This is a genomic window from Rhizobium sp. WSM1274 (assembly GCF_025200775.1).
Lineage (GTDB): Bacteria > Pseudomonadota > Alphaproteobacteria > Rhizobiales > Rhizobiaceae > Rhizobium > Rhizobium leguminosarum_I.
The window spans coordinates 3,725,684-3,738,982 of sequence record NZ_CP104138.1 but is presented as its reverse complement, the minus strand read 5'-3'; the positions used below and the strand labels follow the sequence as shown (position 1 = coordinate 3,738,982).

Annotated in this window: 14 protein-coding genes; 11 read left to right on the top strand and 3 right to left on the bottom strand. The window is 62.4% G+C overall.

Annotated elements, in window-relative coordinates; genetic code table 11:
* The first annotated feature begins 324 nt into the window (after positions 1-324).
* The 11 genes from N2600_RS18630 to N2600_RS18580 all read left to right on the top strand — a co-directional run bounded on the left by N2600_RS18630 (position 325) and on the right by N2600_RS18580 (position 11,058).
* Positions 325-654, top strand: a complete 330-nt coding sequence (locus N2600_RS18630; RefSeq protein ID WP_260297080.1) for an STAS domain-containing protein — start codon at positions 325-327, stop codon at positions 652-654.
* A complete protein-coding gene (locus N2600_RS18625) occupies positions 651-1,019 on the top strand; it encodes a response regulator (protein WP_003552634.1) in 369 nt (122 codons plus the stop codon). The genes N2600_RS18630 and N2600_RS18625 overlap by 4 nt, the downstream gene beginning before the upstream one ends.
* The gene (locus N2600_RS18620; protein ID WP_260297079.1) at positions 1,016-3,061 is read left to right on the top strand and encodes a chemotaxis protein CheA; all 2,046 of its coding nucleotides are present in this window, start codon (positions 1,016-1,018) and stop codon (positions 3,059-3,061) included. Before N2600_RS18625 ends, N2600_RS18620 begins: the two co-directional genes overlap by 4 nt.
* Positions 3,058-3,567, top strand: a complete 510-nt coding sequence (locus N2600_RS18615; protein WP_260109401.1) for a chemotaxis protein CheW — start codon at positions 3,058-3,060, stop codon at positions 3,565-3,567. The genes N2600_RS18620 and N2600_RS18615 overlap by 4 nt, the downstream gene beginning before the upstream one ends.
* Positions 3,568-3,598: 31 nt before the next feature.
* On the top strand, positions 3,599-5,287 hold the full coding sequence (locus N2600_RS18610; RefSeq protein WP_260109400.1) for a methyl-accepting chemotaxis protein: 1,689 nt from the start codon (positions 3,599-3,601) through the stop codon (positions 5,285-5,287).
* Positions 5,284-5,766: a chemotaxis protein CheW gene (locus N2600_RS18605; protein ID WP_017968158.1), complete on the top strand. Its 483-nt coding sequence runs from the start codon at positions 5,284-5,286 to the stop codon at positions 5,764-5,766. Before N2600_RS18610 ends, N2600_RS18605 begins: the two co-directional genes overlap by 4 nt.
* 27 nt (positions 5,767-5,793) lie before the next feature.
* Positions 5,794-6,648, top strand: a complete 855-nt coding sequence (locus N2600_RS18600; RefSeq protein ID WP_260109399.1) for a CheR family methyltransferase — start codon at positions 5,794-5,796, stop codon at positions 6,646-6,648.
* A 61-nt stretch (positions 6,649-6,709) separates the two neighbouring features.
* Positions 6,710-7,807 (top strand): protein-glutamate methylesterase/protein-glutamine glutaminase, encoded by a 1,098-nt coding sequence (locus tag N2600_RS18595; RefSeq protein ID WP_260109398.1) that lies wholly within the window; start codon positions 6,710-6,712, stop codon positions 7,805-7,807.
* 197 nt (positions 7,808-8,004) lie between these two features.
* Entirely contained in the window at positions 8,005-8,805 is an 801-nt protein-coding gene (locus tag N2600_RS18590; RefSeq protein WP_017968155.1) for an inositol monophosphatase family protein, read from the top strand.
* A gap of 111 nt (positions 8,806-8,916) precedes the next feature.
* Positions 8,917-10,023, top strand: coding sequence for a flagellar motor protein MotA (locus N2600_RS18585; RefSeq protein WP_260109397.1), 1,107 nt, complete (start codon positions 8,917-8,919; stop codon positions 10,021-10,023).
* A gap of 3 nt (positions 10,024-10,026) precedes the next feature.
* A complete protein-coding gene (locus N2600_RS18580) occupies positions 10,027-11,058 on the top strand; it encodes a peptidoglycan -binding protein (RefSeq protein ID WP_017968153.1) in 1,032 nt (343 codons plus the stop codon).
* 110 nt (positions 11,059-11,168) lie between these two features.
* Here the strand turns inward: N2600_RS18580 and N2600_RS18575 are convergent, their stop codons facing one another.
* The 3 genes from N2600_RS18575 to N2600_RS18565 form a co-directional block, all read right to left on the bottom strand.
* A complete protein-coding gene (locus N2600_RS18575) occupies positions 11,169-12,407 on the bottom strand; it encodes an RNA polymerase sigma factor (RefSeq protein WP_260109396.1) in 1,239 nt (412 codons plus the stop codon).
* A 7-nt stretch (positions 12,408-12,414) separates the two neighbouring features.
* The gene (locus tag N2600_RS18570) at positions 12,415-12,753 is read right to left on the bottom strand and encodes a YciI family protein (protein ID WP_222384593.1); all 339 of its coding nucleotides are present in this window, start codon (positions 12,751-12,753) and stop codon (positions 12,415-12,417) included.
* Between the two features lie 276 nt (positions 12,754-13,029).
* The gene (locus N2600_RS18565) at positions 13,030-13,218 is read right to left on the bottom strand and encodes a YegP family protein (RefSeq protein ID WP_017968150.1); all 189 of its coding nucleotides are present in this window, start codon (positions 13,216-13,218) and stop codon (positions 13,030-13,032) included.
* Positions 13,219-13,299: the final 81 nt, after the last annotated feature.

Here is a 13,299-nt window from a genome sequence, read left to right as displayed (position 1 = left end):
AAAATTCAGGCAATTCCACTCTATTTTTACGGGTAGGATGGAAACATCCGGTAAATGCGCCGGACTCGCTAGCGTTGTGATTAACGAAAGATGTTGATGGCGTGTCGGTGAAAGCCCAACGCTCGACTTGATGATTCAACATATTGTTTTTATTTTATTTATTTCTAAATTTTGAGAGAAAAATACAACTTATCCCGGATGAGAATTGGGAGTCCCCGAGCTCGCTATACGGCAGTTTCCTACAACCGCTGTTTACCCCGCATTAACGCTGCCGTGAGAGTCCTTTTAGGGTTATCAAGTATTTCTCTGGCCCGGGAGGCTGCATTGGATACTCAAAAGCAATATTACGAATCTATAAATTTGCCGGACGTACTCAGCATTCGTAACGTGTCCGAACTATATTTCAAGCTTAACGACGTATTTCATAACCGTGATACAATCATCATCGGCATTCCCGACGGCGCGGAAGCGGATCTGAGTTTCATTCAACTCATCGAATCGTCGCGCCGCCAAGCAAAGGCTAAGGGAAATACGTTCAAACTTTCTTCGCCGGCCAGTGGCTCCGTTCTGAATGTACTTGAACGCGCAGGTTTCATCGAATCTTTCGATCACGAAGACGCAAATTTCTGGTTGCATAAAGAGGTGACTTTATGAGTGCAAATATCCTGACTGTCGACGATTCCGCCAGCATTCGTCTGACCACCAAGGTCACGCTGACCAATGCCGGCTATAGCGTCACCGAGGCGGTCAACGGGGCGGAGGGCCTCGCGACGGCCAAGGGCAGCAGCTTCGATCTGATCGTGACCGATCTCAACATGCCTGTCATGGACGGGCTGACGATGATCGAGGAACTGCGCAAGCTGCCGGCGCAAGCCGGCGTTCCGATCATCTTCCTGACGACGGAATCGGACGCCGATCTCAAGGCGCGCGCCAAGGCCGCCGGCGCAACCGGCTGGCTGACCAAGCCGTTCGACCCGGAAAGCCTGGTGAAGATCGTGAAGAAGGTTCTCGGACGATGAGTACGCTCGATCCCGTCGCCGTATTCCGCACGGAGGCTGCCGAATGCCTCGAAGCGATCGAGGCCGGTCTTCTCGACCTGACTCACCAGCTCGACAACAAGGATGTCGTCGACGCCGTGTTCCGCGGGCTCCACACGCTCAAGGGCTCCGGCGCGATGTTCGGTTTCGAGGCGCTCGCTGCCTTCACCCATCATTGCGAAACAGCCTTCGACCGCGTCCGCAAGGGCGAGGTTTCGGCGACCAGCGAACTCGTCGCCGCCGTCCTTGCCGCTCAGGACCATATGCGCTCCCTCGTCGACCAGCCGGACGCCGATCATGGCGATATTGGGCACAAGCTTCTGGCGCAGTTGCAGGCCGCCGTCGGCGGCAAGGAAGCGGCGCCGGCCGCTGTTCCAGTACCCGCAGCCGTGCGCGAGGCACCGGCGAAGAAGAAGAACAGCTGGCGCATCCGCTTCAGCCTGCCCGCCAATTCGATGGCCAACGGCACCAACCCGCTCGGTCTGCTGGACGAGTTGCGCGATCTCGGCGAATGCAACGTGCGCGCCAATACCTCGGCCATTCCGGTGCTCGACGAGCTTACTCCGACGGATCTCCATATTTCCTGGGATGTGACGCTAACTAGCGAGCAAGACCGTTCGGCGATCGACGACGTCTTCATCTTCGTGCTCGATGACATGGAACTCAGTGTCGAGGAGATCGACGGGCCGACAGCGGCAGCCGTCGCTCCGGCCGATGAAGAGGCAGCCCCTGCGCCTGTCGCCGCGGCATCGGCGGCGCCCGTTCCGCCGGCGGCTGTCCCGGAATTCCGTCCTGTCGAGGCGGTTCCGGCCAAGCGCGAGGCGCCCGCCGCTGTCAGCCAGGCGAAGGCGGCCGAGAATGTCCGCGTTCCGGCCGAACGTCTCGACGAGCTGATGGATCGCGTCGGCGAACTCGTCATCGCGCAATCGCGCCTCAGCCAGCTCGCCAGCGCCAGCACCGATATCGCGCTACGCTCCGTTTCGGAAGAAATCGAACGCCTCTCCGGCGAATTGCGCGACACGATGATGGTGTTGCGCATGGTGCCGGTCGCCACCCTGTTCTCCCGTTTCCGCCGCCTCGTCCATGATCTCGCCCGCGAGACCGGCAAGGTGATCGAACTGGTGACGGAGGGCGAGAGCACAGAAGTCGACAAAACAGTCATCGAGCGTCTGGCCGATCCGCTGGTGCATCTGGTGCGCAACTCGATCGATCACGGCCTCGAAACGCCCGGCGATCGCCTTGCCTGCGGCAAGATCGAAGCCGGCACGGTGACGCTTTCGGCCCGCCAGGCCGGCGGCGAAGTGATCATCTCGATCAAGGACGACGGCCGCGGCATCAATCGTGAACGGGTTCGCGCCAAGGCGGAATCCTCCGGCCTCATCCAGCCCGGCCAGCCGCTTTCCGACTCCGAGCTGCTGCAGCTGATCTTCGCCCCTGGCTTCTCGACGGCTGCCGCGATCACCAATCTGTCCGGCCGCGGGGTCGGCATGGACGTGGTGAAGAAGACGGTCGAAGCGCTCCGCGGCGCGATCGACATTGTCAGCGTGCCGGGACAGGGTTCGGAAGTGTCGCTGCGCATTCCGCTGACGCTCGCCATCATCGACGGGCTGCTGGTGCGCGTCGGTTCCGGCCGCTACGTCATCCCGCTCTCGGCGGTCGAGGAATGCCTCGAACTGTCGCTCGAGGAAGATCTCCGCTCGCGCGGCCGCAGCTTCATCTCGCTGCGCGACAGCCTGGTGCCGTTCCTGCGCCTGCGCGATCTCTTCCGCACCGGCACCAAGCCCGACGTGCACCAGAAGGTCGTCGTCATATCCACAGGCACGGAGCGCGTCGGTCTCGTCGTCGACCAGATCATCGGCGACCACCAGACGGTCATCAAGTCGATGTCGAAACTGCACAACAACGTTGCGACCTTCTCGGGCGCGACCATTCTCGGCGACGGCAGCGTCGCGCTTATTCTCGACGTCGGGCACCTGGTTGCCGCGGGTCAGCAACAGGAGGCGCAGTTGCGTGTAGCAGGATGAGTGCAAGAGCAGCAGCCGAACGATTCGACAATCACTGGAGCTATGCCGAGGAAGTCGAGGTCCTGACCTTCGATCTCAACGGCGAAACCTTTGCGCTGGAAGCCGTCATCGTCCAGGAAATCCTGGACCTGCTTCCCGAGACCGCCGTGCCGGGCAGCCAGCCCTTTGTCGCCAGCGTCATCAACTTTCGCGGCAAGGTCATTCCGCTCGCCGATCTGCGTCTCGCCTTCGGGATGGAAGCAGCGGAGGCGACGATCGACAGCCGCATCATCGTCATCGAGATCGATCTGCAGGGCGAGCAGACGCTCGTCGGCCTCAGAACCGACAAGGTGAACGAGGTGACGACACTTGCAAAGTCCGCGAGCGAGGCGCCGCCGAGCATCGGCATGCGCTGGCGCGCCGACTACATCAACTGCCTGGTGAAGAGGGGCGGAGAATTCATCATTCTCCCTAATTTGCAGGCGATTTTTTCATCGAGGCACAATGCGGCCGGAGCCGCCAGCTGATGTCGGCTGAGTTCAAATTGGAGTTAGACCGATGCGATTGACAATCAAGACAAAATTGGTGACCGCGTTCACCTTCATCATCCTCATGCTCATGGGCACCGCTGCCTACGGAATCGTCAGCCTTGGATCGCTGAACGACACGATTGGCAATCTCCTCGCCGGTCCGGCAGCCCGCCTCGACCTCGCCCAGCAAATCAACATTGCCCAGCTCGAGGCCATCCGCCAGCAGAAGAACCTGCTCACCGCCCGCACTGCCGACGAAACCGCGGCTGCGATCGCCAAGGGCAATCAGGCCCGCAAGGACTTTACCGATGCCTTCGGCCAGGTGCTGGCGCTGGCAACGGACGAAGGCAAGGCGCGCTGGGCGCGCATCGCCGAACTTTCCAAGACCTTCAATGCGGCTGACGATCAGATCCGCGACTATGTGAAGGCCGGCAATGCCGAAGGCGCAAATACGATTTCCGTGACGGCTGCGCGGGCCGCTGCCAACGATATCGACTCGACGCTTGGCGAAATCCTGGCACTTGAAAAGCAGCGCATGAAGGCTGCCGACGACGGCGCCGAGGCACAGTACACGACGACGCGCACAATGATGGTTGCCGTCGCCGCTGTCGCTCTGCTGGTCGCCGCCATTACCGCTTTCTGGATCGCCAGCACGATCAGCAAAGGCCTCAGCCGGGCCAACACCGTGGTTCGCGAAGTGTCGGAAGGCGATCTGACGAAAATGGCCGACATCACCAGCCGCGACGAAATCGGCGAGCTTCTCAGTAACGTGAACACGATGATCGAACGCTTGCGCGGCGTCGTCGCCGACGCACTGTCGGCCGCCGACAATGTCTCATCCGGCAGCCAGGAACTTTCGGCGAGTTCGGAACAGGTATCACAGGGCGCAACCGAACAGGCCGCTTCGGCCGAGGAGGCTTCTGCCTCGATGGAGCAGATGGCCGCCAACATCAAGCAGAACGCCGATAATGCGGCCCAGACCGAAAAGATCGCCCGCCAGTCGGCCAAGGACGCGGAGATGAGCGGTGAAGCGGTGACCCGCGCTGTCGACGCCATGCGGACGATCGCCCAGAAGATCGGCATCGTCCAGGAGATTGCCCGCCAGACGGATCTGCTGGCCTTGAACGCCGCCGTCGAAGCCGCGCGTGCCGGCGAACACGGCAAGGGTTTTGCGGTGGTCGCCTCCGAGGTACGCAAGCTTGCCGAACGCAGTCAGTCGGCCGCTGCCGAAATCAGCGCGATGTCGAGCGACACGGTCAAAGCTGCCGCCGATGCCGGCGACATGCTCGGCCGGCTGGTGCCCGACATTCGCAAGACGGCGGAACTGGTCTCCGAGATCAGTGCGGCCTGCCGCGAACAGGATATCGGCGCCTCGCAGATCAACGAGGCGATCCAGCAGCTCGACAAGGTGACACAGCAGAATGCCGGTGCTTCCGAGCAGATGTCGGCAACCTCCGAGGAACTCGCCTCCCAGGCCGAAGAGCTGCAGACGTCGATTGCCTTCTTCAAGGTCGATACGGCAGGCCATCGCCAGCATCGCGTGCCGGCCGCCAAGGTCACGGTCCGCAGCGCGGCTCCCGCCGGCCGCAAGCCTATCTCCAAGAAGCCGGCTGCCAATAGCGTCGCCGGCCAGCAGGCGCGGGCGAAAGGCTTCGCTCTCGATCTCTCCATGGGCGGTCCCGATGACGGGGACGCCGAATTCAAGGAAAGCGCATGATCATGGCCACGACATCTCTGGAAGCGCAGTTCGTGACCTTCAGCCTCGGCGAGGAGATTTTCGCCGTACCGGTTGAGGTGGTGCGGGAAATCCTCGACTATGCGGAAGCTTTCAAGATTCCGAATGGTCCCGACTATCTGCTCGGCCTGCGCGACGTGCGCGGGCAGGGCGTGCCGACAATCGATCTTCGATTGAAGCTCGGCATGACGAAGACCGTGCCGACGCCGCACACGCGGGTGCTCGTCCTCGACGTGCCAATGGAAAGCCGGCTCCTGACCCTTGGCCTCGTTGCCGACCGCGTCTTCGAGGTCACGCCATTCCGGCGCGAGCAGATCGAGGCTGCGCCTGATATCGGCGTGCGTTGGCGCTCGGACTATATCGCCGGCGTCGTTCGTCGTGAAAACGGCTTCGTCGTCGTCATCGATCTCGCACGGTTGCTGTCGCGCGAGGACGCCTCGGCACTGCAATCAGCGGCCTGACCGCATCAACTCGGAGTATTGCGTTCTATGAGCATGGCAGCGGTGGAAACCCAATTGCCGGGCGACCGGATCAGCAAGCGCAATTTCGATAAGCTTGCCCGGTTCATCTACGATTATAGCGGCATCAAGATGCCGTCGACCAAGCTGACGATGCTTGAAGGGCGGCTGAGGCGCCGCCTTCGCGCAACCAACCATGCGACCTTCGACGATTATTGCGACTTCCTCTTCAATCATGACGGCCTCGACCAGGAAACCGTCTACCTGATCGACGTGGTGACGACGAACAAGACCGACTTCTTCCGCGAAGCCAAACATTTCGACTATCTGCAGACGGTCGCGCTGCCAACGATCGCCAATAGTGGCGTTCGGACCATCCGCACCTGGAGTTCGGCCTGCTCGACGGGAGCCGAGCCCTATACGATGGCGATGGTGTTGGCGGAATTCGCTGAAAGCCGCAATAACGTCTCCTACAGCGTGCTGGCCACCGACCTTTCCACCGATGTGCTGCAGACGGCGCGCCGGGGCATCTATCCGGAAGATCTTATCGCGCCGGTGCCGTGCAACCTGCAGCGCAAATATGTGCTGACGGCCAAGCAGCCGGGTCGGCGGGAGGTGCGCATCACGCCGAAACTGCGCAGCAAAGTCGGCTTTGCCCGCATGAACCTGATGGACGAGAAATACCCGATCGGCGAGTTGATGAACGTCATCTTCTGCCGCAACGTGCTAATCTACTTCGACAAGCAGACTCAGGCCGGCGTGCTCAACCGCCTCTGTGCCTGCCTGGCGACGGGCGGCTACATGTTCATCGGCCATTCCGAATCGATCACCGGCTTCGATCTGCCGTTGAAACAGGTCTCGAATACGGTGTTTCAGCGTATCTAAAGCGCATCGCGTCATCCCAAAACCGCTGCGCACTTCTGGACGGCATGCATCAGGGGCATTCATGGCTAAGAAAATCCGCGTCCTTATCATCGACGATTCCGCGAGCATCCGCCAGACGCTGACCCATGTGCTGGAGCAGGATCCCGATATCGAGATCATGGCGGTCGCATCCGATCCCTTCATGGCGGCGCGGAAGCTGCAGGAAGAGATCCCGGATGTCATTACGCTCGATGTGGAGATGCCGCGCATGGATGGCATCACCTTCCTGCGCAAGCTGATGGCGCAGCGGCCGATCCCCGTCGTGATGTGCTCGTCACTGACGGAGGCGGGATCGGAAACGCTGCTCCAGGCACTGGAGGCAGGCGCCGTCGACGTCATCCTGAAATCGAAGATCGGCGCCGCCGACAGCCTTTCCGACGACGCGATGCGCATTCGCGAAGTCGTCAAGAGCGCCTCGCATGCACGGCTTTCCAACGTCCGCCGCGCCGCCGGAACTATCCGCTCCGCTTCGGCGGAGGGGCCGGCCAAAAAACTGACGGCGGATGTGATGCTGCCGCCACCGACGGGGCGGGCCATGGCGAAGACGACGGAGATGGTCGTCTGCGTCGGCGCCTCCACCGGCGGCACCGAAGCACTGCGCGAGTTCCTGGAGGAACTGCCGGCCAATGCGCCTGGCATGGTGATCGTCCAGCATATGCCGGAGAAATTCACCGCCGCCTTCGCCAAGCGGCTGAACGGGCTCTGTGAGGTAGAGGTCAAGGAAGCCGGCGATGGCGATCCGGTGCTGCGCGGTCATGTGCTGATCGCGCCCGGTGACAAACATATGCTGCTCGAGCGCCAGGGTGCGCGCTACTATGTGAGTGTGAAGACCGGGCCGCTGGTGTCGCGCCACCGGCCTTCGGTCGACGTGCTCTTCCGCTCGGCGGCGCGCTCGGCCGGCTCGAACGCCATGGGGATCATCATGACCGGCATGGGCGATGACGGCGCGCGCGGCATGCTGGAAATGCATCAGGCCGGCGCCTACACGGTGGCGCAGGACGAGGCGAGTTCCGTTGTTTTCGGCATGCCGAAGGAGGCGATCGCCAAGGGCGGTGTCGACCGAATCCTGCCGCTCGATCAGATCGCTCGCGAAGTGCTGATGACACAGCAGAAGTTCTGAGATCGATTTCGACGAAACGGAGCATAGCCGCCGGTTTCCGGCACCGCAGGGCAGCCATGCGTGGCTCCCCTTGAAATTTCCGCGATTTTGTGGTCTTGAGGCCGCCAATCAATGCAGCGCTGCATGTCTTGCATGTTCAGGGACACTTCCCGCCCCTGGCAGCGCGCACCTCGTATCAGTCCCAAGGAAAATGCCCGATGGCTCGTTCAGCTCTTCTCAATGTCATGGTTCAGGCTGCCCTCAAGGCAGGAAAGTCGCTGGGGCGTGATTTCGGCGAAGTGCAGAACCTGCAGGTTTCCGTGAAGGGACCGGGCGACTTCGTTTCCACCGCCGACCGCAAGGCCGAAAAGATCGTCAGGGAAGAGCTGCTCAAGGCGCGTCCGACCTATGGCTTCCTCGGCGAGGAAAGCGAAGAGATCAAGGGCACGGACGGAGCGCATCGCTGGATCGTCGACCCGCTCGACGGCACGACGAACTTCTTGCATGGCATCCCGGCCTTCGCTGTCTCGATCGCGCTCGAACGCAACGGGGAGATCGTTGCCGCCGTCATCTTCAATCCGGCGACCGACGAGCTCTATACCGCCGAGCGCGGCGGCGGCGCCTTCCTCAACGATCGGCGCCTTCGCGTTGCCGCGCGCCGGGCGCTGTCGGATTGCGTCATCGGCTGCGGCGTGCCGGCGCTCGGCAAGCGCAATCACGGCAAGTTCCTGGTCGAGCTTCGCCACGTGATGGGCGAAGTGGCGGGCATCCGCCGCCTGGGTTCGCCGACGCTCGATCTTGCCTATGTTGCTGCCGGGCGATTCGACGGCTTCTGGGAAGCGGAGCTTGCGCCGTGGGACATGGCAGCCGGCATCCTGCTCATCCGCGAAGCCGGCGGTTTCGCCACCGACTGGGACGGTGGCGCAACGATGCTGGAGAGTGGCACGATCGTCGCCGGCAACGAGATCATCCACAAGGCGCTGATCGAAGTCGTCAAGCGGCCGGTTCCCGCCAAGTGACCGAACGAAAATCTGGCTGTTGTAAAGTCACGGTTTTCGCCCCGGCATACTTCAATTCGGCACAATGTTGCTCTAGTCTCCGCCAGCAGTGACTCCGGAGGCAGCGACCCTATGGAAAATGTGAATGTGGCGGAGATCGGCTCCACCGAAAAGACGGCGGGCACTTATGCCTACAGGCTTTCGAGCCCAATGCCCTTCCTCTGGACGATGCTGCTTTTCCTCGTCATCGTCGGGTTTATCGCCGCCATCCTCTTCCGGCAAACGCAGACCGCCTTCATGCACAATCCGGGCCTCAACGGGTTGATCGTCGGCGTTCTCGCGGTCGGAATCATCCTTGTTTTCAATCATGTACTGGCACTTCGCCCCGAGGTGCGCTGGTTCAATTCGTTCCGCGCCGCGGGCAGTGCCGACAAGGTCAACCGCAATCCGCGGCTGCTTGCGCCAATGCGGGCACTGCTTGGCAGCCGCAAGTCCTCATTGGCGCTGTCGACGACGGCGCTGCGCTCGATCCTCGATTCCATTGCCACCCGCCTCGACGAATCGCGCGATGTTTCACGCTACCTGATCGGCCTCTTGGTCTTTCTCGGCCTGCTCGGCACCTTCTGGGGCCTCATTGGCACGATCGGTTCGATCAGCGTCGTCATCCAGTCGCTCGATGCCGGCTCGAACGGCACGGGGGACGTGCTCTCGGCGCTGAAGGAAGGGCTTTCCACGCCGCTTTCGGGCATGGGCCAGGCCTTCTCCTCCTCGCTGCTCGGCCTTTCAGGTTCGCTCATTCTCGGCTTCCTCGACCTGCAGGCAGGCCGCGCGCAAAACCGCTTCTACATGGAGCTGGAAAACTGGCTGTCCTCGGTCACGGATGTCGGCTCCGATCTTGCCCCGGCTCTCGACGCCGTTTCCGGTGCTTCCTCGGACGACATGCGCGCGCTCTCCGATTATTTGCGCAAGGTCGCCGAAGAGGGGGGCGCCGGCAGCCAACGTTCCGTCGCCGCTATGGCGAGCCTTGCCGAAGGTATTCAGGGCCTCGTCAAGAACATGCGCAACGAGCAGCAGATGCTGCGCGACTGGATCGAGGCACAGCAGGACGAGGCGAAGGCGATGCGTCGCACGCTCGATCGGCTTGCCGAACGCATCGGCGTCCAGGAGCGCGGAGGGGAGAGGGGGGAGCGCATGCGCGACCGCGCCGCCAGCCATGCGGAAAAGAGCGAGGGCAAGTAGGCCATGGCTCTTGCCCGCAACCGGCGCCGCGAACGCACGGTGGATTACTGGCCGGGTTTCGTCGACGCGCTGTCGACGCTGCTCATCTCGATCATGTTCCTGCTGACGGTCTTCGTCGTCGGGCAGTTCATCCTCAGCCGCGAGATCACCGGACGCGATGAGGTGCTCAATCGCCTCAACAGCCAGATCAACGAGCTGACGCAGCTTCTCGCGCTCGAAAAGGGCAGCAACCAGGATCTCCAGGACTCGGTCGCCAACCTGCAGGCGTCGCTTGCCAGTGCCGAAGGCGACCGTTCGCGGCTGCAGGCGCTGCTGAATGCCGGTTCGGGCGGCCAGGATGCGGCGCAGAAGCGGATCGGCTCGATGACGCAGGAGCTTGACGAGCAGAAGCAGGTGAGCGAACGGGCGCTCAGTCAGGTCGAACTGCTGAACCAGCAGATCTCAGCGCTTCGCAGCCAGATTGCCGCCGTCGAAGCAGCCCTTCAGGCGTCGGAGGAGAAAGACCGGGTCTCGCAGACCAAGATCGCCGATCTTGGCAGCCGCCTCAACGTAGCGCTCGCCGCACGGGTGCAGGAGTTGAACCGCTACCGTTCCGACTTCTTCGGCCGTCTGCGCGAGATCCTCTCGGATCGCGAGAATATCCGCATCGTCGGCGACCGGTTCGTCTTCCAGTCGGAAGTGCTGTTTCCCTCGGGTGGTGCCGATCTCAACCCGCAGGGGCAGACCGAGATGGCCAAGCTTGCCGCCGCCCTTCTCGATCTCGCCAAGGAAATCCCGCCGGAGATCAACTGGGTGCTGCGCGTCGACGGGCATACCGACAATGTGCCGCTTGCCGGAACGGGCCGCTATCGCGACAATTGGGAGCTCTCCTCGGCGCGCGCGATTTCGGTCGTCAAGTTCCTGATCGCACAGGGCGTGCCGGCCGATCGGCTGGTTGCCGCCGGCTTCGGCGAGTTCCAGCCAATCGCGCCGGGCGATACGCCGGATGCGCGCTCTACCAACCGCCGCATCGAGCTGAAGCTGACCGAGAAGTGATTACAGCGCCGTGCGTCTTTGAAGACGCGCAAACGACGCTATAACACTTTGAAAGACTGCATAATTCCTCAAATCGATTCCGATTTAAGGAATTATGCAGTGGGCTGCCATTACCGCTGGACGGTCTTTAACCGGCCGGCGAGAAAGTTGCGTACGGCGGGGCTGTCGCTGAGGCCGATCGCCGTCATATAGGCGTCGGCCGCGGCGGCCTTGTCGCCGGCTTGCGCCTGAAGATAGGCACGCACGGCCCAGTAAGGCTGATAGGCTGCGACGTCGCGCCGATCGAGCTTGTCGAGCTGCTCCAGCCCGGCAGCGGCGCTCGAGGCCCTGCCGATTACAGCAGCCTGGCTGACGCGTGCACCCAGCGTCGGCTTCATCATCACCAGCGCCGCGTAGAGCGTCGTCAACGCCTGCCAGTCAGTCGTTCCTGACAACCGGCGCGCCGCATGCACGGACTGGATTGCAGCCTGGCACTGGAAGGGGCCGAAACGGTCGAAGTTTCCGGCTTTGCGCAGCAGCGCATCCGCCTCTGCAATCATGATCGCGTTCCACGCGGCCGTATCCTGCTCGTCTAGCGGCACATATTGGCCGTTGCTGTCGCGCCGGGTGCTGCGGCGGGCTTGGCAGTGAAGCATCAGCGAGAGGAGGCCTATCGCCTCCGGTTCGTCCGGCAGCACCGCCAGGAGCGCACGGCCGAGCCAGATCGCCTCGCCGGCCAGCGAATGGCGTTCGTTCTCCCCGTCGAGCCCGTCCCATCCGAGACCGTAGGCGGCGTAGATCGCCGAAAGCACGGCGGCGAGCCGCCCGGGCAAGTCGGGGCGAGGGGGGACGGCGAAGGGAATGCCGGCGTCGCGGATCTTTGCCTTTGCGCGCACCAGCCGCTGGCTCATTGCCTCTGGTGCGACGACGAAGGACCGCGCGATGGTCTTTGCCTCGATGCCGAGAACGGTCTGCAACATCAACGCCGTATGCACGGAGCTGTCGATGGCGGGATGGGTGCAGGCGAAGAGCAGCTTCAGCCGCTCATCGGGAAAGACGGCGTTGCCGGCTTCGTTCATGCGTTCCTCCGCTTCCTCGAAGGCGACCGATATCGTCGTTTGCGCATTGGCCTCGACGGTGCGGTGGCGGGCCGCCTGCATGAGGTTGCGGCGGGCGGCCACCAGCAGCCAGGCTTCCGGATTGCCGGGAACACCGCGCTCCGGCCAGACGCGAAGCGCCGAAGCCAGCGCTTCCGACAACGCATCCTCTGCCGCCGGCACGTCGCGCGACCGGGCGGCGAGGAAGGCGATCAGCTTGCCGTAGGACTGACGCGCCACCTTTTCGGCAACGCGTCCGGCATCGGGCGGCATTGCCGCCTCACATCTGCAGGCGCGGGCGCACCTCGACCGAACCCTTGTCAGAGATCGGGACGCGGGTCGCCCATTCGAGCGCGGTATCGATATCGGGAACATCGATCAGATAGAAGCCGCCGAGCTGTTCCTTGCCTTCCGGATAAGGCCCGTCCTGAACATCGTGTTCCTCGCCTTTGCGGCGCACGATCGTGCCGGTCTCCGGGCCAGTCAGCCCGGCGCCACCGGTCATGATCCCCGCCTGCACAAGCGCCTTGCTGTAGGCGACCCAGCCGTCGCGATAGACGGGATCGCCGCGGCGGGCGAAATCTTCGGCGGCTTCGCGAATGATGAGAGCATATTGCATGGAGAACTCCTGATCTCGTTGTTGCGTTGATCCAGGCATGCCGGCCGGATTCTCCATCCGAAACCTCCTGCCCGGCGGAGCGGCCCGGCTTTCGGGATATCCGTTCCGTGACAATGAGACGCGGCCACCCGTCGTTTCGACATGGCCTCATAAAAAATATGCAAAAAGAGAAATGGCGCAGAAAGTCGGAAGCAAGCGTCCGGGCTCAAGGGCGCCGGCGCTGCTCAAGGGCGCGAAAGGGCAGGGCGGCAGTTCAGGCCGCCGCTGCCGGTCTGCTCAGGACTCGGCCTTCGTCTGGTCGACTACCTCGGCGCTTGGCGTGTTCTTCTTGATGGATTCGATGGCACTCATGGCGGACGCCTTCGCCTTGTAGCCCTCGGACGAGAACATGGCCTCCCCGTTCGATGCCTTGAAGCGGAACCGGAACTCGCCGGCCTTATCCTTATAGACTTCGAATTTATACATAGATGTCTCCCGAAATCCCAAATCGCTGAATTGCAACCATCAGCTTAGCGGAGGCTAGATCAAAATGGCGAGCTTTTCCAC

Coding starts and splice junctions, on each gene's coding strand:
- N2600_RS18625 (WP_003552634.1), top strand. CDS start 651: ATGAGTGCAAATATCCTGACTGTCGACGATTCCGCCAGCATTCGTCTG.
- N2600_RS18620 (WP_260297079.1), top strand. CDS start 1,016: ATGAGTACGCTCGATCCCGTCGCCGTATTCCGCACGGAGGCTGCCGAA.
- N2600_RS18615 (WP_260109401.1), top strand. CDS start 3,058: ATGAGTGCAAGAGCAGCAGCCGAACGATTCGACAATCACTGGAGCTAT.
- N2600_RS18610 (WP_260109400.1), top strand. CDS start 3,599: ATGCGATTGACAATCAAGACAAAATTGGTGACCGCGTTCACCTTCATC.
- N2600_RS18605 (WP_017968158.1), top strand. CDS start 5,284: ATGATCATGGCCACGACATCTCTGGAAGCGCAGTTCGTGACCTTCAGC.
- N2600_RS18600 (WP_260109399.1), top strand. CDS start 5,794: ATGAGCATGGCAGCGGTGGAAACCCAATTGCCGGGCGACCGGATCAGC.
- N2600_RS18595 (WP_260109398.1), top strand. CDS start 6,710: ATGGCTAAGAAAATCCGCGTCCTTATCATCGACGATTCCGCGAGCATC.
- N2600_RS18590 (WP_017968155.1), top strand. CDS start 8,005: ATGGCTCGTTCAGCTCTTCTCAATGTCATGGTTCAGGCTGCCCTCAAG.
- N2600_RS18585 (WP_260109397.1), top strand. CDS start 8,917: ATGGAAAATGTGAATGTGGCGGAGATCGGCTCCACCGAAAAGACGGCG.
- N2600_RS18580 (WP_017968153.1), top strand. CDS start 10,027: ATGGCTCTTGCCCGCAACCGGCGCCGCGAACGCACGGTGGATTACTGG.
- N2600_RS18575 (WP_260109396.1), bottom strand. CDS start 12,407: ATGCCGCCCGATGCCGGACGCGTTGCCGAAAAGGTGGCGCGTCAGTCC.
- N2600_RS18570 (WP_222384593.1), bottom strand. CDS start 12,753: ATGCAATATGCTCTCATCATTCGCGAAGCCGCCGAAGATTTCGCCCGC.
- N2600_RS18565 (WP_017968150.1), bottom strand. CDS start 13,218: ATGTATAAATTCGAAGTCTATAAGGATAAGGCCGGCGAGTTCCGGTTC.